The sequence below is a fragment of the Burkholderia sp. NRF60-BP8 genome, from assembly GCF_001522585.2.
In the GTDB taxonomy this organism is placed as follows: Bacteria; Pseudomonadota; Gammaproteobacteria; order Burkholderiales; family Burkholderiaceae; genus Burkholderia.
The window spans coordinates 2,539,307-2,559,620 of record NZ_CP013373.1 but is presented as its reverse complement, the minus strand read 5'-3'; the positions used below and the strand labels follow the sequence as shown (position 1 = coordinate 2,559,620).

Sequence of the window (20,314 nt, the reverse complement as noted above, 5' to 3'; positions counted from 1 at the left end):
CTGGCGGGTCGAACGTCGCTTGATGCCGCGTGCGACGCGGCCGTTCGTTGCACCCCACTCATCACAGGATCGTCCTCATGTCCCACGCCGTTGCCGTCGCGCTGTTTCTTCACCTGCTGGCCGTCGCCGTGTGGGTGGGCGGGATGGTCTTCGCCAACTTCTGCCTGCGCCCGGCGCTGTCCGACCTGTCGCCGCAGCTCCGGTTGCCGCTGATCGAAGGCGTGTTCGGCCGCTTCTTCAACTGGGTGTCGGGGGCCGTGATCGTGATCCTGCTGTCCGGCGGGTTCCTGTTGACGAGCTTCGGCGGGGCGCACGCGACGTGGTCGCTGCATGCGATGGCCGGGCTCGGCGTCGTGATGATGCTGATCTTCGGGCACATCCGCTTCGCGCTGTTCCCGCGCATTCGCCGTGCGGTGCAGGCGCAGAACTGGCCCGACGGCGCGCGCGCGGTGAACGCGGTGCGCCTGCTCGTCGTCGTGAACCTCGTGCTCGGCGTCGTCACGATCGGCGCGGCCGTGCTGTCGCGCGGCTTCTGAGCAGCCGGCGCCCGCCGCGGCCGCAGGCCGCTGGCCTGGCCGCACGCGCCGCTACGCGGCCAGCATCGCGTCGAGCAGCCACGAACCGGCCGGCCCGAGCGGCCGGTTGCGCGACCAGACCGCGTCCACCCGCACGCGGCGCGGCCAGCCGCGCGAGCGTAGCTCGCACAGGCGGTCGCGCGCGAAGTGCTCGACCATCCAGCGCGGCAGTTCCGCCCAACCGAACCCCAGTACGGCCATCTCCAGCAGCATCAGGTAGCTCGGCGCCAGCCAGTGCTGCGTGCCGACGACGATCCGGTCGTCGGTGCCGCGGCCTTCCGCCTTCACGTACGTATTGAGGCGCAGTTCGCGCACGTCGCGCAGCGCCGCGTGCGGCACCTCGGCGTCGCCGTATTCGGCGAGCGCGTGCGTGCGGCCCACGAACAGCCCGATCTCCGATTCCTCCGCCACCGTCGCCGCGCCGATATCGGCCGGGTAAGCCGCGCGCGCGGCCATCAGCCCGAGTTGCGCGCGGCCCTGCTGGATCAGGTCGAGCACGTCGTCGTGCTCGGCGATCTGGCATTCGAGCTCGAGGGCCGGAAAGCGCCGCTCGAGCGCCATCAACGTCTCTTCGTAGCGCTTCGACTGGTACGTATCGGACACGACGAGCGTGAGCCGCGCTTCCTCGCCGTGCGCGAGCCGCGCGGCCGTGCGGTCGATCGCCGCGCTGGCTTCGAGCGCGCGCTGCACCTGCGGCAACAGGGCGCGCCCGGCGTCGGTGAGCGTCGGCGTGCGCGTCGAGCGATCGAACAACTGCACGCCGAGATCGATCTCGAGGTTCGCGATCGCCTCCGATACGGTCGACTGACGCTTGCCGAGCTTGCGTGCGGCGGCCGTAAACGAGCCGAGCAGCGCCGCTTCGGCGAAGGCGAGCAGGGCTTCCGGGGCGTGGTGCATGCAGTGCTCCTGGCATCGATATATCGGTGAAACCGATGATATCAAACTGGATTCGCCCGGTATCGCCGATCAAAATGGCCACCATGGATCAGGTCATGCCTTGGAGGACTCATGAAACAGACGAATAAAACGGTGACAGAACGCCTGCTGCACGCGCTGACGTTCGAACTGGTGGCGATCGCCTTGTGCGCGCCGATCGGCGCGTGGTTGCTCGACATGCCGGTGTCGCACGTCGGCGTGCTGACGGTGATGGTGTCGCTGATCGCGATGGCGTGGAACATGACCTTCAACGCGCTGTTCGACCGCTTCGAGCGGCGGGCCGGGTTGTCGCGCACGCTCGGCATGCGGATCGCGCACGCGGTGACGTTCGAGCTCGGCCTCGTCGCGATGGTGGTGCCGGTTGCCGCGTGGTGGCTGAACGTGAGCCTCGTCGAGGCGCTGCTGCTCGACCTCGGCATCGTGCTGTTCTTCCTGCCTTACACGTTCTGCTTCAACCTCGCCTACGACGCGCTGCGTGCGCGCTGGATGGCACGCCGGGTCGCGGTGCAGGCCGGTTGACGGCGCCGGGCACGCCGGGCGTCGGCGGGTTGGAGGCCGCTGCCGGTCAGTGCGCGGCGGCCCACAGCCACACGCTGCACGCGACGGCGACCGTGCCGTACACGGCATAGACGGGCACCTTGAAGCGCGTGAAGCACAGCGTCGCGAAGGCGCCCGTCAGCCAGTAGACCGGGTCGGCGGGCTCGCGATGCAGGATCTTCACGACGGCGACCACGAGAAAGCCCGTCGTCGCCGCGCGCAGCAGGCGCATCCCGTGCTCGAAGCGCGAATGGCGCTTGAGCCGGAACAGGTGGTTGTGCGCGAACACGACGAGGCATCCCGACGGGATGAACAGCGCGGCAGTGGCGAGCAGCGCGCCGACCCAGCCGTCGGTCAGATAGCCGAGAAACGGCACCACGTTCAGCAACGGCCCCGGCGCGACCGGCGACAGCGCGAACGCCAGCGTGAAGTCGTGATCGGAGATGCCCGTTGCCGGCGAGACGAACAGCGTCTTGAGCACCGGCAGCGCGGAGAAGCCGCCGCCGAACAGCGTCATGCCGGCGCCCGCGAGGCGCGGCCACAGCAGCTCCGCCTGGTAATCGCCGGGCAGCGGCACCGCGAACAGCAGGACGAGCACGCCGAGCAGCACGAGCAGGCCGCGGTCGCGCTTCGACAGCGTGAAATCGACCGCGTCGCGTTGCGGCGGCCCCGTCAGCCAGCCCGCTGCAAACGCGGCGAACAGAATCCCGACGAAAGCGGCCGGACTATGCGCGAAAGCGAGCAGAATCGTCGACAGCGCGGCGATCGATTGTTCGAGCCGCGTGCGCGCGAGCGAGCGCAACTGCTTGACCCACGTCACGCCGATCAACGCCGCGAGCACCATCCCGAAGTGATTGATCAGCATCGGCGCGGCGAGCGAGCGCACGAGCGGCGTCTGATAGAAGATCGCGAACAGCGTCATCAGGATCGAGAACGGCAGCACGCTCGCAATACCGGCGACCCATGCGCCGGCGCGGCCGTGCAGCGTTTGGCCGACCTGCACGGCGACGTTGCAGCCGACGGGGCCGGGGACGAGCCACGCGAGCGCGACGAGATCGCCGAAGACGTGCGGCTCGATCCGCTGCAGCCGCTCGACGTAATGGCGTTCGAGTTGCGCCATCATCGAAAGCCCGCCCCACGAGACGGCCGAAATGCCGGCGACGACCTTGAACAAGGCCCAGAGGGATGCCGGTGCCTCTTCGACACGAGCGGGCGCTTCGACTTCGACGGTTGTCATGATTGTGTAGTTGGCGCAGGGCCGGATCTCTCGCGTATGGCCACGCCGGCGGCCAGCCGACACGTAGGCCCTCCCGATTGTCCGCCGCGCATCATGACACTGCCATGCGCGAAAACGCTAGTTAATGAATTCGACGATCGGATCGGAAAGCGCAACAATTGCGAGGACGCGCCGCGCGTGCCTCGGCGGCGGCAGCGGTGCGGCGCTCAGGCGCCCGTGCTGCCGGTCGCGCGATGCGCGACGACGTTCGGATGATCGCCGCGCACGCCGAAGCGTGCGATCAGCGCGGGAATCGCATCGGCCGGCACCGGGCGCGAGAACAGGAAGCCCTGCGCCTCGATTTCGCCGAGCGTGGACAGCCACGTGATCTGCTCCTCGGTCTCCGTGCCCTCGACGACGACGGTCAGCCCGAGCGAGCGCGCGAGATGCACGATCGACGACACCATCACGCACACGCTGCGATCGGTCGGAATCGCCTGCACGAACGAGCGGTCGACCTTCAGCGTGTCGACGGAGAAGCGATGCAGGTACGACAGCGACGAATAGCCGGTGCCGAAATCGTCGAGCGCGATCCGGATGCCGAGCTTTTTCAGCGCGACGATCTTCTCGGATACGAGTTCCGGATATTCCATCATCGCGGTTTCGGTGATCTCGATCTCGAGCCGGTTCGCGTCGATGCCGGTGTCCTGCAGCGCCTGCGAGATCGTCTCGATCAGGTCGCCGCGCCAGAACTGCACCGGCGAGATGTTGACCGCGAGCGTCAGCGTGTCGTGGCCCTCGTCTCGCCAGCGCGCGATCTGCTCGCACGCGGTGCGGATCACGAAGTCGCCGATCGGCACGATCAGGCCGGTCGATTCGGCGATCGAGACGAACTCGTTCGCGGAGATGACGCCGTGTTCCGGATGATCCCAGCGCGCGAGCGCCTCGAAGCCGGTGATGTAGCGGTGCGTGAGGTCGATCTTCGGCTGGTACGCGAGGAACAGTTGCCCTTCGGCGAGCGCGACGCGCAACTGCTGTTCCCAGCGCATCAGATGGTCGGCACGGTGCGACAGATGCGGCGCATAGAACTGGTAGCAGTTCTTGCCGGCGTCCTTCGCGCTGTACATCGCGAGGTCCGCCTTTTTCAGCAGGTCGATCTCGCTTTCGTTCGCGACGGTGTGCAGCGCGATGCCGATGCTCGCATGCAGCACGAACGAACTGCCGCGTACGTCGAACGGCTCGCTGAACATCCGGATGATCGCTTCCGCGAGCCGCACCGCACGCCGCTCGACGTCGTCGCCCTTCATCACGACGACGAATTCGTCGCCGCCGATGCGGGCGAGCGAGCCTTCGTCGTCGACCGCATCGGCCAGGCGCGACGCGGTCATCTGCAGCACGATGTCGCCGGCGTTGTGGCCGAGCGTGTCGTTGACGGTCTTGAAGTTGTCGAGATCGATGAACAGCAGGCCGAGCCGCGACAGGCTCGCGGGCATCGACACGTCGTTGCGCAGCCCGCGCAGCGTCGCATAGCGGTTCGCGAGGCCGGTGAGCAGGTCGTATTCGGCGAGCTGCGTCATTTCGCGCTCGCGGCCGAGCAGCTTGCCGATCAGGCCCGTCGCGACGCCGAAGAACGCGAGCATCGCGAGCGTGATGAAGCTCGTCATCAGCAGGTAGACGTTGCGCGTGTGGTAGTAGTCCGCGAACTCTTCGGTCTGCGACAGCCCGACCATCACCGCGAGCGGGTAGCCGTCGAGGTGGCGGTACGACACGATGCGCGTCACGCCGTCGATCGGATCGATGATCGTGCCCGTCACGCGCTCCGCGATCGGGTAGACGCCCGACGCCGAAAACGCGCCTGGCGCGTTGCTCACCGAACCCGTGCGCCGCGCGAGCACCGCGCCCGTGTCGGATACGACCGCGATCACGCCTTCCTTGCCGATGGCCGCGTTGTTGTAGAAATCGTTCGTGAAGTAGCTCGGGTCTTCCGACACCACGACGATGCCCGCGAAGCTGCCGTCGGGGTTGTTCAGGCGCCGCGTCATCTGCAGCGTCCAGTGGCTCGACACGCGGCCGAGCACGGGCTTGCTGATGAAGAGGCGGTCGTCGTTGTGCGCGAGATGGACCTTGAAGTGCTCGCGATCGGACAAGTTGATCGGCTGCGGATGGAGCTCGGCGGTGTTCGCGAACAGGATGCCCTTCGCGTTGACGAGCGATACCTGGATCAGCGTGTCGCTCGGCACGACGCCTTTTTCGACGGCGCTCGCGAGATTGAAGCGCGCCGGCGATTTCTCGAATTCGAACTTGACGAAGCGGGTGATCTGGTCGACCTGGTGGATCGCCTTGACCGTATGCTGCTCGAGCGCGGACGACAGGATCGCAGCGGAGGCCGCCGCTTCCTTGTAGGCACTGTCCTTTTCGACGGACAGGCGCGCGATGATCACGGCCCACAGCAGCGCGAGCGCCAGCATCCCGAGCAGCGGGATGGCGAACAGCGCACGCCGGCGCGATTTGCGCGGCGCGCGCAGCGGCCGGTTCGGCGGCGTGTGGTTGGACCGGGCGGAGCTCATCGAAGAGGGCGGCGTCCTGCTCGCGTGCGCCATCCGTCTGGATGGCCGGCTATGGTTCGGATTGTCCCGACGTCTGTTCGTTCGCGGGACGCGCAACCATGGACAGACCTCCGAAACAACGGATTAGGCCCGATATTACTGGCTGGAACGTTTTTGCGATAGTTGGGCAAAGCGTAGGGCGCCGGACGAGCCGGCGCCATCGCACATCGCGAAATGTCAGGCGGGCGACCGGAACGTGCCGTCGACGACCGTGACGACGTGGCCGCCGATCCAGGTCGTGCCGTCTTCGTCGTAGCTGACGAAGATGCGGCCGTCGCGACCGATCGCCGTACCCTGGCGGGCCGTGTACGACGGGCCGGGGCGGCGTTCCTGCCGCGTCAGCAGCCCGGCCAGCGCGGCGTTCGCGCTGCCGGTGACGGGATCCTCGCCGGGCGTGCCGAACTGGCCGCCCGTCATCAGGCAGCGGATCTCGAACGTCGCGGGGCCGCCGTCGGCGTGCGGCGCGTACGCCGCCACGCCGTGTACGCCGTAGCGGTGGGTAAGCGCCGCGAGCGCGGCCGGATCGGGCGACAGGCCGATGCACGCGTCGGCCGACTTCAGCCGCACGACCAGCCACGGCGCGCCGTTGTCCACCGCGCACGGCTCGGCGTCCAGGTCGAGCGCGTCGCTGTGCAGCGCGGCGGCCAGTGCCGGGTAGTCCGAACGGTCGAGCGGCGTGACGCGTGCCGGCGGCGCGGCGAACGCCCAGCCGCCGGCCTGCTCGCGCAGCGCGACCCGGCCGACCCCGCATTGCTGGATCAGCCGGCCCGGCGTGCGCGGCCGCGCACCGCTTTCCAGGAACGCATGCGCGGTGCCGAGCGTCGGGTGGCCGGCGAACGGCAGTTCGCCGCCCGTCGTGAAGATCCGCACGCGATAGTCGGCTTGCGGATCGGTCGGCGTGCAGAGGAACGTCGTTTCCGACAGGTTCGTCCAGCGGGCGATCTCGAGCATGGCGTCGTCGCCGAGCGCATCGGCGTCGAACACCACGGCAAGCGGATTGCCCTTGAACGGCACCGACGTGAACACGTCGACCTGCTTGAAGCGAACGAGACGGGCAGGCATCGCGATGCGCCCGTTACGCGACTTCGGCGATCAGTTCGATCTCGACGCACGCGCCGAGCGGGATCTGCGCGACGCCGAACGCCGAGCGCGCATGCTTGCCCGCATCGCCGAACACTTCGGCGATCAGCTCCGACGCGCCATTCGTCACGATGTGCTGTTCGGTGAAGTCGAGCGTCGAGTTGACGAGGCTCATCAGCTTGACGATGCGCGTGACCTTGTTCAGGTCGCCGGTGTGCGCGTGCAGCGTCGCGAGCAGGTCGATCGCGATCGAGCGGGCGGCCGCCTTGCCGTCTTCCGTTTGCAGATCCGCACCGAGCTTGCCGGCCCAGACCTTGCCGTCCTTCTTCGCGATATGGCCCGACAGGTAGACCGTGTTGCCGCTTTGCGCGCTCATCACGTAGGCGGCGGCCGGTGCGCCGGCGGTCGGGAGCTCGATGCCGAGCGACTTCAGTTTGTCGTAGACGTTAGCCATGCGTTCGATTCCTCGTAGAGAGTCGTGACAGGGAAAAGGGGATCAGAGGCGCTCGCGCAGCAGCTTGCCGAGGCGCGCGACGCCTTCCTCGATCTTCTCGGGCGGCACCGTCACGAACGACAGGCGCAGCGTGTTCTGCTGCGCGTTCTCCGCGAAGAACGGCGCGCCCGGCACGAAGGCGACGTGGTTGTCGACGGCCGCGGCGAGCAGCTTCATGCTGTCGATCTGCGCGGGCAGGTTCACCCAGATGAACATCCCGCCTTCCGGACGGTTCCACGTGACGCCTTCCGGCATGTGGCGCGCGAGCGCGCCGAGCATCGCGTCGCACTGCGCGCTGTACAGCGCGCGGATCGTCGGGATGTGCTCGTCGAGGAAGCCGTCCTTGATCACTTCGTGCGCGATGCGCTGCGTGAGCGTCGGCGTGTGCAGGTCGGTGGCCTGCTTGGCCTGCACGAGCTTGAAGTGGAGCTCTTCGGGCGCAATGATGTAGCCGATCCGCAGGCCCGGCGCGAGCACCTTCGAGAACGTGCCGAGGTGCACGACGTGATCGGGCGCCATCGACAGCATCGTCGGCAGCGGCTCGCCCTGATAGTTCAGCGCGCCGTACGGATCGTCCTCCAGCACCGGGAACGGGCTCGACTGCGCGAACGCGGCGAGCGCGCGGCGGCGCTCGACGGGCAGGCGGCGGCCGGTCGGGTTCTGGAAGTTCGGCTGCGCGTACAGCAGCCGCGCGCCTTGCGTGAGTTCGGGCGTGAGACCTTCCGGCAGCAGGCCCTGCTCGTCGGTGGGCACCTGCACGTAGCGCGGCTCGTACAGCGAGAAGGACTGCAGCGCGCCGAGGTAGGTCGGCGTTTCGACGAGGATCGGGCTGCCCGGGTCGACCAGCGCCTTGCCGAGCAGGTCGAGCGCCTGCTGCGAGCCGGTCGTGATCAGCACCTGCGACACGCGCACGCTGTAGCGTTCGGCGATCCACTCGCGCAGCGGCAGGTAGCCTTCGGTCGCGCTGTACTGGAGCGCGGCGGCAGGCGCGTCGCGCAGCACGCGGTCGGCGGCGGCGCGCATGCGTTCCGCCGGGAACGTCGCGGGGGCGGGCAGGCCGCCGGCGAACGAGATGACCTCGGGGCGCTCCGTGACCTTCAGGATTTCGCGGATCGCAGAGCTCGTCAGCTTGCGGGCGCGTTCGGAAAGCAGCCAGTGCGGCGGATGCAGGTCGCTCGGATTCATAGTCTCCTCGTTCGGGTATCGTGGTCAGTCAAGAAAGGTCGCTCGGGCGGATCGTTTCGACGCTGCCGGGTGGGCGAACGCGAGCGCGATCGAGCCTTCGCGGCTGGGTGGGCAACACCGATCAGGCAAAGCAGCCATTATGGCGTACCTGTTCAGCCGGCGCGAGCGGGATGCGGCGCCGTGGCGACCGCCGAGCGGCGCCCGAGCACCACGGTCGCGATCACGGCGGCGGCGAACAGCCACGTCGACGACGTGACCGTTTCGCCGAACAGCAGTGCGGAAAACGCGATCGTGAAGAAAATCTGCAGCAGTTGCACCTGGCCGACGCGCGCGGTGCCGCCCATCGCGAGCCCCGCGTACCACGCGAAAAAGCCGATGAACTGCGAAAAAAGGGTCACGTAGCCGAACGCGAGCCACGTGCGTAGCGCGAGCGGGCCCGGATGCGCGGCGTGTTGCATCCACGCGAGCCAGCCGACCGGCAGCACGAGGAACGGCGCCGACACGACGAGCGCCCAGCAGATCACCTGCCAGCCGCCGATCTGGCGCGCGAGGCGCGCGCCTTCCGCATAGCCGAGCGCGCCGATGCCGACCGCGACGAGCATCAGCGCGTCGCCGGCCTGCACGGCGCCGCCGCCGTCGCGCAGCGCGAACGCGATCACGAGCGCGCTGCCGGCCACCGCGCTGGCCCAGAACGCCCTGGACGGCCGTTCGTGCGACAGCCATGCCGCGTACAGCGCGACGAACAACGGCTGCAACCCGTTGACCACCGCGCCGTGCGACGCCGGCACCGATTTCATCGCCCACGCCGAGAACACCGGATACGCGACGATCACGCCGGCCGACGTGATCGCGAGGCTCTTCAGTTGCGCGCGCGTCGGCAGCGGCTCGCGGCGCCACCACAGCAGCAGGCCGGCCGGCACGGCGGCGGCGAGCGCGCGGCCGAGCCCGTTGAGCAGCGGATGGAGTTCGGATACGACGATCCGCGTCATCGGCAGCGTCAGGCTGAAAATCATCACGCCGATGAGGCCGAGCAGCATGCCCCGGGTTTCGCGCGAATTCATGTCGTGGGTGTCTCCGTCTTGCAGGGTGATGACGATCGGGCGGGCGTTCAGCGCAGCGTGCGCGGGCCCTGCGGCGTGTCGAATTCGGCGACGAGCGCCGGCGGGCCGTCGGTCGATTCGATGTCGAGCAGGTGAGCGGCGCCGAGCCAGTCGAGCTGCGCGCGGATCGCATCCGCGCGCGGGTGGGCGCCCTTGAGCGCTTTCAGCGCGATGCCGTCGCCGGGCAGCGAATCGGACGGGTGGCGCGGGCTGTCCCACTGGATCAGCGACGGCACGAGGCCGTCGCCTGCGCCTTGCCAGGCGGGGAAGCTGCCGTCGTCGGGCACCGTGAGGCCCCAGCTCAGGTCGCCGCGCCGCATCGCCACGACGGGCGCGATACGGGCCGGATACTGGCGCTGCCACAGCGCAAGCTGGCGCGGGCGGTCGACGCGCGCGACCCAGTGTGCGAGAAACGGACCCTGCGCGAGCCGCGCGTGGAGCGCCGGATCGTCGAGGGCGAACAGCCGCGCGCGCGGCGGCTTCGCGTCGTCGTCCGGCGCGAGCGCGTCGGGGTCGATCGCGATCACTTCGAGGTAGAGCCCGCCCCATGCGCCGAACAGCGCATTGTGGGTCCGCATCAGCGGGTGGCGGCCGCCGCCGGCCGGTTCGATGCCGAGCGCGTCGGCGACGTGGCGCACGCCTTCGTCGAGGGTGCGCGCGGCAATCACGAGGTGGTCGAGTGTCAGGGAGCGAGCTGGCATGAGCGTCGGGCGGGAAGCGAAAGTGTCATGGTAAGCGGGCGAGGCGCCGGGCGGGGGCCGGACCGGCCGGTGCCTGGCCGCGATGCGGGCCGGCAGGCGCGGCGCCACGTGCGGCGGGGCCGAACCGGCGGCCGCACGATCGCCATTCCGGTCAACTGTAATCGTCGCTACCGGCACAGTAACGGTACAATCGGCGCGATAGCCTTCGGTACAGTTGGAGTCGCCGCCCATGTCCACCGTCCCACTCGCCCAGATTCCCGCGCCGCACGACACGGCCACGCTCACGCTCGTCGACCAGCTGGTCCAGTGGGCGCGGCGGCGCATCGACGAACGCGTGTTCCGTCCCGGCATGCGCATGCCGTCGATCCGCAAGCTCGCGCTCGACAAGAGCGTGTCGCGCTTCACCGTCGTCGAGGCCTACGAGCGCCTCGTCGCGCAGGGCTACCTCGATTCGCGGCGCGGCTCCGGCTTCTACGTGCGCGAGCGCACGGCCGCGGGCCCGCAGCCGGCCGACGGCGCCGCGCGCGTGGCCGAGGCCGCGCCCGTGCACAACACGATCGACGTCGTCTGGCTGCTGCGCAACATGCTGCACACCGTCAGCCCGGAGAAGGGCCCGGGCCTCGGCTACCTGCCGGGCCGCTGGCTCGACGGCGAGCTGATCACCGGCGCGCTGCGCGCGCTCGGGCGCCAGTCGGGCGCGCAGATGCTCGGCTTCGGCACCGCGCAGGGCTTCCTGCCGCTGCGCCAGCAACTGCAGACGCGCCTCGCCGAAGTCGAGATCGGCGCGAAACCCGAACAGATCGTGCTGGTTTCCGGCATCACGCAGGCCATCGACCTGATTGCGCGGATCTACGTGCGGCCGGGCGATGCGGTGATCGTCGGCGACCCCGCGTGGTTCCAGATGTTCGGCCGTTTCGCGGCGCAGGGCGCGCAACTCGTCGGGATGCCGTATACGCCCGACGGCCCCGACCTCGATGCGCTCGAAACCCTGGTGCAGATGTGGCGGCCGAAGATGCTCGTGATCAACTCGGTGCTGCAGAACCCGACCGGCACGTCGCTGTCGGCCGCGCAGGCGTTCCGGATTCTGAAGCTCGCGGAGGCCTACGACTTCCTCGTCGTCGAGGACGACGTGTACGGCGACCTGTGCCCGCCGAGCTATCCGGCCACGCGCCTCGCGAGCCTCGACCAGTTGAAGCGGGTGATCTACCTCGGCAGCTACTCGAAGACGCTCGCGGCGAACTTGCGGGTCGGGTACGTGGCCTGCGCGCCAGAGATCGCGAAGGCGGTCACCGACCAGAAGATGCTGGTCGGGATGACGACGCCCGAGCTCAACGAGCGCGTGCTGTACAAGATCCTGACCGAAGGGCATTACCGGCGCCATGTCGAGCGGCTGCGCGCGCGGCTCGACGGCGTGCGCGACAAGACCGCCCGGATGCTCGAGCGCACGGGGCTCGGGCTCTTCACGATGCCGGCGGCCGGGATGTTCCTGTGGGCCGACACGGGCGTCGATTCGGACGCGCTCGCGGCGGTCGCGCACGAGGCCGGCTTCCTGCTGACGCCGGGCAGCCTGTTCTCGCCGCAGCAGTCGCCGTCCACGTGGATGCGCTTCAACGTCGCGAACTGCGGCGATCCGGCGCTGCCGGGGCTGCTGGCGCGCTATATCGATTCGGCGGTACGGCGCGCGTCGTGACGCGGCGCGGCGGGCCGGCTCTTGAAATGCCGCGCACCGTCCCCAGATACGCGCGCAAACCGCCGGCGCCCGGCGGTCGTCCTTCGTGGGGCCGCCGGCATCGCGCGCCGGGCGCCGGCGTCACCCCTGTTCAGTTCAAGTAAGAGGAAACAGTATCCATGGCACACGAAACGATGAGCTTTCAGGCAGAGGTCAAGCAACTCCTCCACCTGATGATCCATTCGCTCTACAGCAACAAGGAAATCTTCCTGCGCGAACTGGTGTCGAATGCGTCCGACGCAGCCGACAAGCTGCGTTTCGAAGCGCTCGCGGACAACGCGCTGTACGAGAACGACCCGAACCTGCGCATCCGCATCGGCTACGACAAGGCCGCGCGCACGATCACGATCGACGACAACGGCATCGGCATGAGCCGCGACGAGGCGATCGCGAACCTCGGCACGATCGCGCGTTCGGGCACCAAGGAATTCTTCACGAAGCTGTCCGGCGACCAGCAGAAGGACGCGGCGCTGATCGGCCAGTTCGGCGTGGGCTTCTACTCTGGTTTCATCGTCGCGGACAAGATCACCGTCGAAACGCGCCGCGCGGGCCTGCCCGCGAACGAAGCCGTGCGCTGGGAAAGCGCCGGCGAGGGCGATTTCACGATCGACGCGATCGAGCGCGCGCAGCGCGGCACGACGATCACGCTGCACCTGCGCGAAGGCGAGGACGACCTGCTGTCGTCGCATCGCCTGAAATCGATCATCCAGAAGTACTCCGACCACATCGCGCTGCCGATCCTGATGAAGAAGGAAGAGTGGGATCAGGAGAAGGGCGAGATGGTCCTGAAGGACGAGGACGAGACCGTCAACCAGGCGAGCGCGCTGTGGACGCGTTCGAAGAGCGACATCACCGACGAGCAGTACACGCAGTTCTACCAGCACATCGCGCACGATCACCAGGATCCGCTCACGTGGACGCACAACCGCGTCGAGGGCCGCAGCGAATACACGCAGTTGCTGTTCGTGCCGGCGCGCGCGCCGTTCGACCTGTGGAACCGCGACTATCGCGGGGGCCTGAAGCTGTACGTGAAGCGCGTGTTCATCATGGACGACGCCGAGCAACTGCTGCCGCAATACCTGCGCTTCGTGAAGGGCGTCGTCGATTCGGTCGACCTGCCGCTGAACGTGTCGCGCGAGATCCTGCAGGAAAGCCGCGACGTGAAGGCGATCCGCGAAGGCGTGACGAAGCGCGCGCTGTCGATGCTCGAGGAACTCGCGAACGCGGAAGACGACGCCGGCAAGGAGAAGTACAAGACGTTCTGGAGCGCATTCGGCCAGGTGCTGAAGGAAGGCGTCGGCGAGGATCACGCGAACCGCGAGCGCATCGCGAAGCTGCTGCGCTTCGCGTCGACGCACGGCGACACCGACGCGCAGGACGTGTCGCTCGCCGACTACGTGTCGCGCATGAAGCCCGAGCAGAGCAAGATCTACTACGTGACCGCCGATACGTGGCAGGCCGCGAAGAACAGCCCGCATCTGGAAGTGTTCCGCAAGAAGGGTGTCGAGGTGCTGTTGCTGACCGACCGCGTCGACGAATGGATGCTGTCGTTCCTGCACGAATTCGACGGCAAGCCGCTCGCGAGCGTGGCCCGCGGCGATCTCGATCTCGGCGAGCTGAACGACGAGGAAAAGAAGGCGCAGGAGCAGGCGGGCGAGGCGATCAAGCCGATCGTCGAGAAGATGAAGGAAGCGCTCGGCGACAAGGTGAAGGAAGTGCGCGTCACGTTCCGCCTGACCGATTCGCCGTCGTGCCTCGTCGCGGACGACAACGACATGAGCGGCTACCTGCAGCGGATGCTGAAGGCGGCCGGCCAGAATGCGCCGGCGATGCAGCCGATCCTCGAGATCAATCCCGAGCACGCGCTCGTGAAGCAGCTGAAGGCCGACAGCGCCGATTTCGGCGACTGGTGCCATCTGCTGTTCGATCAGGCGCTGTTGGCCGAAGGCGGCATGCTCGACGATCCGGCGAGCTTCGTGAAGCGGACCAACGCGCTGCTGCTGTCGCGCGCCGCGTGAACGCGCGCATGCGATTCGACGGCGCTCGGGCCGGCTGGCGCGAGACGCCGCGGCCTGGCTGCACGCTCGACCAGCGCGACTGGCTGACGCGCGGCGGATCGCTGACCGCGCATCTCGCGCGGCTCGGCCGCGTGAACGTGCGCGTGACGCGCGAGGCCGTCGACTCGCCGTGGTTCGACGAGCCGGACGCGCTCGCCAGTTCGCCGCGCGCGCCGATGTGGGTGCGCGAGGTGATTTTGTCGGTCGACGGCACGCCGTACGTCGCCGCGCACAGCATTGCGCCGCTCGCCGCCAGCAAGGGCGTGTGGCAGGCGATGCGGCGGCTGCGCACGCGGCCGCTCGCCGAGCTGCTGTACACCGATCCGCAGGTCGAGCGCTCGGCGCTCGTGAGCCGGCGCGTGATCGCCGGTCATCCGCTGTATGCGCTCGCGAGCCATGCGTTGCAGGGCGTGCGAGCGCCGCATGCGTTTGCCGCGCGCCGCTCGGTGTTCCAGCGTCACGGCAAGCCGTTGATGGTCACCGAGTGCATGCTGCCGGCGCTGTGGCGCCATCTCGCCGAGCACGGCGACGGGCCGCGATCGGGCGGGCAGCACGGAGACGCGTGATGTTGCAAGGCTTTCCGCCGGTCGTCGCGCCGAATACGCACACGATGATTCTCGGCAGCTTTCCGGGCGAGGCGTCGCTCGACGCCGCGCAGTACTACGCGCATCCGCGCAACCAGTTCTGGCGGCTGCTCGGCGCGGTGCTCGGCGAGCCGATGCTGCACGAATTGTCGTACGACGCGCGGCTCGAGCGCGTGCTGTCGCACGGCATCGGCATCTGGGACGTCCTCGATGCGTGCCATCGTCAGGGCAGTCTCGATTCGGCGATCCGGAATGCGAAGCCGAACGACTTCGATTCGCTGCGCGCGCATGCGCCGTTGCTCAAGCGCGTGTGCTTCAACGGCAAGACGGCTGGGCGATTCGCCGACGTGATCGGCCAAGCCGGGTACGAGACACTCGTGCTGCCTTCGTCGAGCCCCGCGAATGCGATGCTGTCGTTCGAGCAGAAGCTCGAGCACTGGCGTCGAATCGTGCTTTGATCGACCGGGCGCTGCCGGCGGCATGTGCGGCCAGCGCATCGGTGCGATCGAAACGACGCTGCCGTCAGGCGGCGAAAACGACTTCGATGTGTCCTGCGGCTTCCGACCGGCGGTCCGGCCCGACGACGATCTGCACGTCGCGTCCGAGCTTGGCGAGACATTCGAGCATCTTTGTCTCGCTCACGCCGCGAAACTGACCGCGCAACATGTTCGACAGCTTCGGCTGAGGGATGCCGAGCAATCGTGCCGCGTGCTGCTGCGTCCATTTGCGCGCCTTGATGATTTCCGCGATCTTCGCGGCGAGCTGGGCCTTCACCCGCATTTCGTCGGCATCGCGCATGCCCAGGTCAGCGTAGACGTTCCCGCTGGCCGGTTCGATTTCGATCATCGCCTTTCTCCTGTTGCGTGTGCTTTGGCCGCTTTCAGACGTTCGCGGACGAGGTCGCTGTCCGGCCTGGGTGTCGCGACGCCGCTCGACGATTTCTTCTGGAAACAGTGCAGCACGTAGACGCTGCCGCCCAGCTTCACCGTGTAGATTGCGCGGTACGTGCCGTTGTCTTCCGATTCCACGATCTCCAGCACGCCTGCCGATCCGAATCCCCTCAAGGGCTTGGCCCGATCGTGCCTGCGTCCCGTCTGCGCCGGATACAGCGCATAACCGAACGTGTCCTGCACGGCTTCGGGCATCGCTTTCAAGTCCTTGCGCGCCGAGCCGAGCCAGTACAGCGGTTTGATGTATGGATCCATCGATTAATTTATCCCTATTTGGGTATAATTTCAAGGGCCGCGGATGCATTCGGCGCGGCCGTTCGAAAGCGGTGTCAGGAGCGATGCAGGCGGGCGATGGTGACCGACGGGCGGTGCCGGTTCGCGCTCAGGTGCCGCCAGCGGGAAACGCGATGTGAACTTCCGGCCAGGAGGCCGCTGCTTCACAGTGTTGCGTCGCGTGGAGAGTCGAGACAATTCAGCCGTTCGACAGAGTGCTGTCGCGGCGTATCGGTGACGAAAGGAGGGCGTTGCGGAGGAACCGCGACCGCATGGGTTGGCGTGTCGCGTCGAAGCTCAATCGTCGTTGCCCCATCGCCAGCGGGGCTTCTCGCCCTTGATCCAGCACACGGCAGTCAGCAGCGCGACCAGCACCACGATGCAGGCACCGTACGCCACCGGCGATCGTTGCGGCGGCACGAGCCACGCGCTCGCGACGATCCCGATCGCGAACAGCAGCAGCACGACCCAGCCCTGCCACGCTACCGGTAACCCCCATCCCCAGCCGTAGCGCTTCGCCGGGAACCAGATTTTCTTGTCGTTCGAGGTCATACGCGCTCCTGTGGATCCACGAGCGCAGCGTAGCGCCGACGGGGTCCGGCGTCACGCGTGATGGGGTGCGCGTCGCAGCCTCCGTCTTCCGCCAATGCTATCCTCTCGTCCGCTCATCCAGCGTCACCCAGCGAGATTCAACCATCATGACCCGACTGATCAAGCGCGCGTCCGCCGAGGCACGCGCGTTCAAGCAACGCAAGCCGTCCGCCTACAACGGCTCCGAAAAGCTCCAGCCGCCGCGCGTGAAGCGCCGCCCGGACATCGACGAACACGACGACGTGCCGGTGCTCGAAGCGCCGCGCAAGCCGCGCTTCGCGCCCGTTACGTTCTCCGAAGAAGGCGGCGTGCGCTTCCTGCACTTCGGCACCGAGTGGGTGCAGGGCGCGATGCGGATCTCGAAGCCGCTGCATATCGAGCTCGAATACGCGCAGCAGATGATGGCGTGGCTGCTGTTCCTCGAAACGCCCGCGCGGATCGTCCAGCTCGGGCTCGGCACCGGCGCGCTGACCAAGTTCGCGCATCGTTTCCTGCCGCACGCGAAGGTCGAGGCCGTCGAGCTGAACCCGGCCGTGATCGTCGCCGCGCGCACGATGTTCGCGCTGCCGCCCGACGACGCGCGCCTCGTCGTGCACGAAGCCGACGCGTGGGACTTCGTCAACGACCCGGCCAACCGCGGCACGACCGGCGCGATTCAGATCGACCTGTACGACGCGACCGCGCGCGGCCCCGTGCTCGACAGCGTCGCGTTCTACCGCGCGGTGCGCGGCTGCCTCGCCGACGCCGGCATCGCGACGATCAACCTGTTCGGCGATCATCCGAGCTTCGTGCGCAACATGAAGCACCTGAACGCGGCGTTCGATCACCGCGTGATCGCGCTGCCCGAAGTGCACGACGGCAACCGGATCGCGATCGCGTTCTCGGGGCCCGAGCTCGACGTGCCGTTCGCGCAGCTCGACGCCCGCGCGAAGCTGATCGAGGACACGCTGAAGCTGCCCGCGCGCAAGTGGGTGAAAGCTTTGAAAGAAACGACGGGCGCACGCGACACCGCGTTCGCGATCTGACGCCGGTTGCATCGGCGGCAGGCCGGTGCAACCGCGCGACAAGGGGCGGATCACCTCGGGTTCGCCCCTGCTTGACCGCGTGCTCGCGGCTCCTATACTGGCGCGAAGCCAGGGGAGCCGTAGCCTACCCGTTTTGCTGCTCCTCTCGGTGCCGTACCCGCTCAACAAGATCGATAACCGGGATAGAAGAGGAGACGTCATGGCTCACGATGCCGACGCCAACCGGGCCGCCAAGCGCTGGCTCTGGCTGCTGGTACTGCCGCTGATCGCGATGGTCTGGGTGCCGTCGTACAGCAAGATCGAACCGCAATGGCTCGGTTTTCCGTTTTTCTACTGGTACCAGTTGCTGTGGGTCTTCATCAGCGCGGTGATTACCGCGTTCGTGTATTTCAAGACCAAGAACGCATGGAAGGCGGGCGGCACGCAAGGAGGTGCGCAATGAATCTCGGCGCGACCTTCGTCTTCGTCCTGCTGTTCATCGGCGTCACGATCATCGGCTTCCTGGCGGCGAACTGGCGGCGCGGCGATCTTGCCCATCTCGACGAATGGGGCCTCGGCGGCCGCCGCTTCGGCACGATCGTCACGTGGTTCCTGCTCGGCGGCGATCTCTACACGGCCTACACGTTCGTCGCGGTGCCCGCGCTGGTGTTCGGCGCCGGCGCGATGGGCTTCTTCGCGCTGCCGTATACGATCCTGATCTATCCGTTCGCGTTCGTCGTGTTCCCGAAGCTGTGGAGCATCGCGAAGCGGCACGGCTACGTGACGGCCGCCGATTTCGTCAACGCACGCTACGGCAGCCGGATGCTCGCGCTGGCGATCGCGGTGACGGGCATCGTCGCGACGATGCCGTACATCGCGCTGCAGCTCGTCGGCATCGAGGTGGTGATCGGCGCGCTCGGCTTCGACACGACCGGCTTCGTCGGCGACTTGCCGCTGATCATCGCGTTCGCGATCCTGGCCGCGTATACGTACACGTCGGGGCTGCGCGCGCCGGCGATGATCGCGATCGTGAAGGACGTGCTGATCTACGTCACGATCGCCGCCGCGATCATCGTGATCCCCGCGAAGCTCGGCGGCTTCGGGCACATCTTCTCAGCGGTGCCGCCCGCGAAGCTGCTGCTGAAGGCGCCCGACGCGACGAGCCTGAACGGCTACAGCGCGTATGCGACGCTCGCGATCGGTTCGGCGCTCGCGCTGTTCCTGTATCCGCACTCGGTCACGGCGATCCTGTCGTCGTCGTCGGGCAACTCGATCCGCCGCAACATGGCGATGCTGCCCGCGTACTCGTTCGTGCTCGGCCTGCTGGCGCTGCTCGGCTACATGGCGCTCGCCTCCGGCGTGAAGGACATGCCGCAGTACGCGCCGTACTTCAAGGCGTTCGGCCCGAACTTCGCGGTGCCCGCGCTGTTCCTCGAGTATTTTCCGTCGTGGTTCGTCGGCGTCGCGTTCGCGGCGATCGGCATCGGTGCGCTGGTGCCGGCGGCGATCATGTCGATCGCGGCCGCGAACCTGTACACGCGCAACATCCACCGCGAGTTCGTGAACCGCAACATGTCGCACGACCAGGAGACGCACGTCGCGAAGCTCGTCTCGCTGATCGTGAAGGTCGGTGCGGTGGCGTTCATCCTCGGGTTGCCGCTGACCTACGCGATCCAGTTGCAACTGCTCGGCGGGATCTGGATCATCCAGACGCTGCCGGCGATCGTGCTCGGCCTGTACACGCGCGTGCTCGACCATCGCGGCTTGCTAGCCGGCTGGGCGGCCGGCATCGTCTGCGGCACGTGGATGGCGATCTCGCTGAAGCTGGCCAGCTCGATCTTCACGATCCACCTGTTCGGCCTCGCGATCCCCGGCTACGCGGCCGTGTGGTCGCTGGTCGTGAACCTGGTGGTGTCGGTGGCGGTGAGCGTGCTGGTGCGCGCGATGGGCATGGCGCATGCGGAAGATCGCACGCGGCCGGAGGATTATCTCGACGTCGTCGAGGGTTGAGACTGCGCCGTGCGCGGCACACGTCCGCGCACGGCGCTTTACTCAAGAGCGAAAACGCCCGCCACCGCAAGGTGGCGGGCGTTTCCTTGGCGTCAGCCCTGCGCGCGTTTCGCGAGCTCCTCGCGCTGCGACGGATCCTCGACGTTGACCATCCAGTGCACGCCGAAACGATCCTTCGCCATCCCGAAGCCGAGCGCCCAGAACGTCTTGCCGAACGGCATCGTCACTTCGCCGCCGTCGGCGAGCGCATTGAACAGCTTCTGGCCTTCGTCGACGGTCGCCGGGTTCAGCGACAGCGAATAGCCGGCATGCGCGGCGCCGGCCGGCTGGCTGCAATCGCCGTCCGAGCACATGATCATCGAGTCGCCGATCGTGAAGCTCGCGTGCATCACCTTGTCGCTCATTTCAGGGGACATCGGGTAATCGGGATTCGGCGGTGCGTCCTTGAAGTGCATCTTGAACATCGTCTTCGCGCCGAGTGCCTTTTCGTAGAACTGCAGGGCTTCGTCGGCACGACCGTAGAACGTCAGGTACGGTTGAACTTGCATCGTTGTCTCCTGGGATGAGCCGTACCGGCGCGTCGGCGCTGGCTTGGCGTCGTGCAAGATTGACTGGGAAAGGGCGCATCGGGAGGCGGCCGCCGCACCCGTGACGTGGATTGTAGTGCGCGCGCTTGACGATGGAATG

The 20,314-nt window shown here is 67.6% G+C and carries 21 protein-coding genes; 9 read left to right on the top strand and 12 right to left on the bottom strand.

What is annotated here, in order from left to right:
- Positions 1 to 77 precede the first annotated feature (77 nt).
- Positions 78 to 536, top strand: coding sequence for a CopD family protein (locus tag WS54_RS25370; protein WP_059499163.1), 459 nt, complete (start codon positions 78 to 80; stop codon positions 534 to 536).
- Positions 537 to 587: 51 nt separating this feature from the next.
- Here WS54_RS25370 and WS54_RS25365 read toward each other — a convergent pair whose 3' ends face one another.
- Positions 588 to 1,472, bottom strand: coding sequence for a LysR family transcriptional regulator (locus tag WS54_RS25365; protein ID WP_034208054.1), 885 nt, complete (start codon positions 1,470 to 1,472; stop codon positions 588 to 590).
- Positions 1,473 to 1,583: 111 nt separating this feature from the next.
- Between WS54_RS25365 and WS54_RS25360 the strand changes: the two genes are divergently transcribed.
- The gene (locus WS54_RS25360; RefSeq protein WP_059781241.1) at positions 1,584 to 2,030 is read left to right on the top strand and encodes a multidrug/biocide efflux PACE transporter; all 447 of its coding nucleotides are present in this window, start codon (positions 1,584 to 1,586) and stop codon (positions 2,028 to 2,030) included.
- A 46-nt stretch (positions 2,031 to 2,076) separates the two neighbouring features.
- On the opposite strand, the gene WS54_RS25355 is transcribed toward WS54_RS25360, so the two are convergent.
- The 7 genes from WS54_RS25355 to WS54_RS25320 all read right to left on the bottom strand — a co-directional run bounded on the left by WS54_RS25355 (position 2,077) and on the right by WS54_RS25320 (position 10,429).
- Positions 2,077 to 3,285: a chromate transporter gene (locus WS54_RS25355; RefSeq protein ID WP_059781243.1), complete on the bottom strand. Its 1,209-nt coding sequence runs from the start codon at positions 3,283 to 3,285 to the stop codon at positions 2,077 to 2,079.
- 206 nt (positions 3,286 to 3,491) lie between these two features.
- Positions 3,492 to 5,831 carry a bifunctional diguanylate cyclase/phosphodiesterase gene (locus tag WS54_RS25350; RefSeq protein ID WP_059781367.1) on the bottom strand — a complete coding sequence of 780 codons (2,340 nt, stop codon included), beginning with the start codon at positions 5,829 to 5,831 and terminating at the stop codon, positions 3,492 to 3,494.
- A gap of 216 nt (positions 5,832 to 6,047) precedes the next feature.
- On the bottom strand, positions 6,048 to 6,932 hold the full coding sequence (locus WS54_RS25340) for a PhzF family phenazine biosynthesis protein (protein WP_059781245.1): 885 nt from the start codon (positions 6,930 to 6,932) through the stop codon (positions 6,048 to 6,050).
- A 13-nt stretch (positions 6,933 to 6,945) separates the two neighbouring features.
- Positions 6,946 to 7,404, bottom strand: a complete 459-nt coding sequence (locus WS54_RS25335) for a RidA family protein (RefSeq protein ID WP_034208050.1) — start codon at positions 7,402 to 7,404, stop codon at positions 6,946 to 6,948.
- Positions 7,405 to 7,446: 42 nt separating this feature from the next.
- The gene (locus WS54_RS25330; protein WP_059781247.1) at positions 7,447 to 8,628 is read right to left on the bottom strand and encodes an aminotransferase-like domain-containing protein; all 1,182 of its coding nucleotides are present in this window, start codon (positions 8,626 to 8,628) and stop codon (positions 7,447 to 7,449) included.
- Between the two features lie 152 nt (positions 8,629 to 8,780).
- Complete coding sequence (locus WS54_RS25325; protein ID WP_059781248.1) at positions 8,781 to 9,689, bottom strand: DMT family transporter; 909 nt, start codon at positions 9,687 to 9,689, stop codon at positions 8,781 to 8,783.
- A gap of 47 nt (positions 9,690 to 9,736) precedes the next feature.
- Complete coding sequence (locus tag WS54_RS25320) at positions 9,737 to 10,429, bottom strand: VOC family protein (RefSeq protein WP_059781249.1); 693 nt, start codon at positions 10,427 to 10,429, stop codon at positions 9,737 to 9,739.
- A gap of 229 nt (positions 10,430 to 10,658) precedes the next feature.
- On the opposite strand from WS54_RS25320, the gene WS54_RS25315 reads away from it, so the two are divergent.
- The 4 genes from WS54_RS25315 to WS54_RS25300 all read left to right on the top strand — a co-directional run bounded on the left by WS54_RS25315 (position 10,659) and on the right by WS54_RS25300 (position 15,257).
- A complete protein-coding gene (locus tag WS54_RS25315; RefSeq protein WP_034208046.1) occupies positions 10,659 to 12,119 on the top strand; it encodes an aminotransferase-like domain-containing protein in 1,461 nt (486 codons plus the stop codon).
- Positions 12,120 to 12,277: 158 nt separating this feature from the next.
- On the top strand, positions 12,278 to 14,176 hold the full coding sequence (gene htpG / locus WS54_RS25310) for a molecular chaperone HtpG (protein WP_059781251.1): 1,899 nt from the start codon (positions 12,278 to 12,280) through the stop codon (positions 14,174 to 14,176).
- A gap of 8 nt (positions 14,177 to 14,184) precedes the next feature.
- Positions 14,185 to 14,781: a chorismate--pyruvate lyase family protein gene (locus tag WS54_RS25305; RefSeq protein WP_059781369.1), complete on the top strand. Its 597-nt coding sequence runs from the start codon at positions 14,185 to 14,187 to the stop codon at positions 14,779 to 14,781.
- Entirely contained in the window at positions 14,781 to 15,257 is a 477-nt protein-coding gene (locus WS54_RS25300; protein WP_059781253.1) for a DNA-deoxyinosine glycosylase, read from the top strand. The genes WS54_RS25305 and WS54_RS25300 overlap by 1 nt, the downstream gene beginning before the upstream one ends.
- Before the next feature lie 64 nt (positions 15,258 to 15,321).
- On the opposite strand, the gene WS54_RS25295 is transcribed toward WS54_RS25300, so the two are convergent.
- The 3 genes from WS54_RS25295 to WS54_RS25285 all read right to left on the bottom strand — a co-directional run bounded on the left by WS54_RS25295 (position 15,322) and on the right by WS54_RS25285 (position 16,574).
- Complete coding sequence (locus WS54_RS25295; protein ID WP_059781255.1) at positions 15,322 to 15,645, bottom strand: helix-turn-helix domain-containing protein; 324 nt, start codon at positions 15,643 to 15,645, stop codon at positions 15,322 to 15,324.
- Positions 15,642 to 16,004: a type II toxin-antitoxin system RelE/ParE family toxin gene (locus tag WS54_RS25290; protein WP_059781257.1), complete on the bottom strand. Its 363-nt coding sequence runs from the start codon at positions 16,002 to 16,004 to the stop codon at positions 15,642 to 15,644. Before WS54_RS25290 ends, WS54_RS25295 begins: the two co-directional genes overlap by 4 nt.
- 315 nt (positions 16,005 to 16,319) lie before the next feature.
- Positions 16,320 to 16,574, bottom strand: a complete 255-nt coding sequence (locus WS54_RS25285) for a hypothetical protein (RefSeq protein ID WP_034208041.1) — start codon at positions 16,572 to 16,574, stop codon at positions 16,320 to 16,322.
- Positions 16,575 to 16,720: 146 nt separating this feature from the next.
- Between WS54_RS25285 and WS54_RS25280 the strand changes: the two genes are divergently transcribed.
- From WS54_RS25280 to mctP, 3 genes are all read left to right on the top strand, one after another.
- Complete coding sequence (locus tag WS54_RS25280; RefSeq protein WP_059781258.1) at positions 16,721 to 17,638, top strand: hypothetical protein; 918 nt, start codon at positions 16,721 to 16,723, stop codon at positions 17,636 to 17,638.
- 199 nt (positions 17,639 to 17,837) lie between these two features.
- Complete coding sequence (locus WS54_RS25275; protein WP_059781260.1) at positions 17,838 to 18,080, top strand: DUF3311 domain-containing protein; 243 nt, start codon at positions 17,838 to 17,840, stop codon at positions 18,078 to 18,080.
- Entirely contained in the window at positions 18,077 to 19,627 is a 1,551-nt protein-coding gene (mctP, locus tag WS54_RS25270; protein WP_059499177.1) for a monocarboxylate uptake permease MctP, read from the top strand. The genes WS54_RS25275 and mctP overlap by 4 nt, the downstream gene beginning before the upstream one ends.
- A 92-nt stretch (positions 19,628 to 19,719) precedes the next feature.
- Here mctP and WS54_RS25265 read toward each other — a convergent pair whose 3' ends face one another.
- A complete protein-coding gene (locus WS54_RS25265) occupies positions 19,720 to 20,175 on the bottom strand; it encodes a VOC family protein (protein WP_034208039.1) in 456 nt (151 codons plus the stop codon).
- Positions 20,176 to 20,314 lie beyond the last annotated feature (139 nt).

Excerpts from the sequence above, each read along its gene's own strand:
- WS54_RS25330 (WP_059781247.1), bottom strand. The coding sequence starts at position 8,628 with ATGAATCCGAGCGACCTGCATCCGCCGCACTGGCTGCTTTCCGAACGC.
- WS54_RS25295 (WP_059781255.1), bottom strand. The coding sequence starts at position 15,645 with ATGATCGAAATCGAACCGGCCAGCGGGAACGTCTACGCTGACCTGGGC.
- htpG (WP_059781251.1), top strand. The coding sequence starts at position 12,278 with ATGGCACACGAAACGATGAGCTTTCAGGCAGAGGTCAAGCAACTCCTC.
- WS54_RS25325 (WP_059781248.1), bottom strand. The coding sequence starts at position 9,689 with ATGAATTCGCGCGAAACCCGGGGCATGCTGCTCGGCCTCATCGGCGTG.
- WS54_RS25320 (WP_059781249.1), bottom strand. The coding sequence starts at position 10,429 with ATGCCAGCTCGCTCCCTGACACTCGACCACCTCGTGATTGCCGCGCGC.
- WS54_RS25335 (WP_034208050.1), bottom strand. The coding sequence starts at position 7,404 with ATGGCTAACGTCTACGACAAACTGAAGTCGCTCGGCATCGAGCTCCCG.
- WS54_RS25370 (WP_059499163.1), top strand. The coding sequence starts at position 78 with ATGTCCCACGCCGTTGCCGTCGCGCTGTTTCTTCACCTGCTGGCCGTC.
- WS54_RS25315 (WP_034208046.1), top strand. The coding sequence starts at position 10,659 with ATGTCCACCGTCCCACTCGCCCAGATTCCCGCGCCGCACGACACGGCC.
- WS54_RS25365 (WP_034208054.1), bottom strand. The coding sequence starts at position 1,472 with ATGCACCACGCCCCGGAAGCCCTGCTCGCCTTCGCCGAAGCGGCGCTG.
- WS54_RS25355 (WP_059781243.1), bottom strand. The coding sequence starts at position 3,285 with ATGACAACCGTCGAAGTCGAAGCGCCCGCTCGTGTCGAAGAGGCACCG.
- WS54_RS25265 (WP_034208039.1), bottom strand. The coding sequence starts at position 20,175 with ATGCAAGTTCAACCGTACCTGACGTTCTACGGTCGTGCCGACGAAGCC.
- WS54_RS25350 (WP_059781367.1), bottom strand. The coding sequence starts at position 5,831 with ATGAGCTCCGCCCGGTCCAACCACACGCCGCCGAACCGGCCGCTGCGC.
- WS54_RS25290 (WP_059781257.1), bottom strand. The coding sequence starts at position 16,004 with ATGGATCCATACATCAAACCGCTGTACTGGCTCGGCTCGGCGCGCAAG.
- WS54_RS25360 (WP_059781241.1), top strand. The coding sequence starts at position 1,584 with ATGAAACAGACGAATAAAACGGTGACAGAACGCCTGCTGCACGCGCTG.
- WS54_RS25275 (WP_059781260.1), top strand. The coding sequence starts at position 17,838 with ATGGCTCACGATGCCGACGCCAACCGGGCCGCCAAGCGCTGGCTCTGG.
- WS54_RS25305 (WP_059781369.1), top strand. The coding sequence starts at position 14,185 with ATGCGATTCGACGGCGCTCGGGCCGGCTGGCGCGAGACGCCGCGGCCT.
- mctP (WP_059499177.1), top strand. The coding sequence starts at position 18,077 with ATGAATCTCGGCGCGACCTTCGTCTTCGTCCTGCTGTTCATCGGCGTC.
- WS54_RS25280 (WP_059781258.1), top strand. The coding sequence starts at position 16,721 with ATGACCCGACTGATCAAGCGCGCGTCCGCCGAGGCACGCGCGTTCAAG.
- WS54_RS25285 (WP_034208041.1), bottom strand. The coding sequence starts at position 16,574 with ATGACCTCGAACGACAAGAAAATCTGGTTCCCGGCGAAGCGCTACGGC.
- WS54_RS25340 (WP_059781245.1), bottom strand. The coding sequence starts at position 6,932 with ATGCCTGCCCGTCTCGTTCGCTTCAAGCAGGTCGACGTGTTCACGTCG.
- WS54_RS25300 (WP_059781253.1), top strand. The coding sequence starts at position 14,781 with ATGTTGCAAGGCTTTCCGCCGGTCGTCGCGCCGAATACGCACACGATG.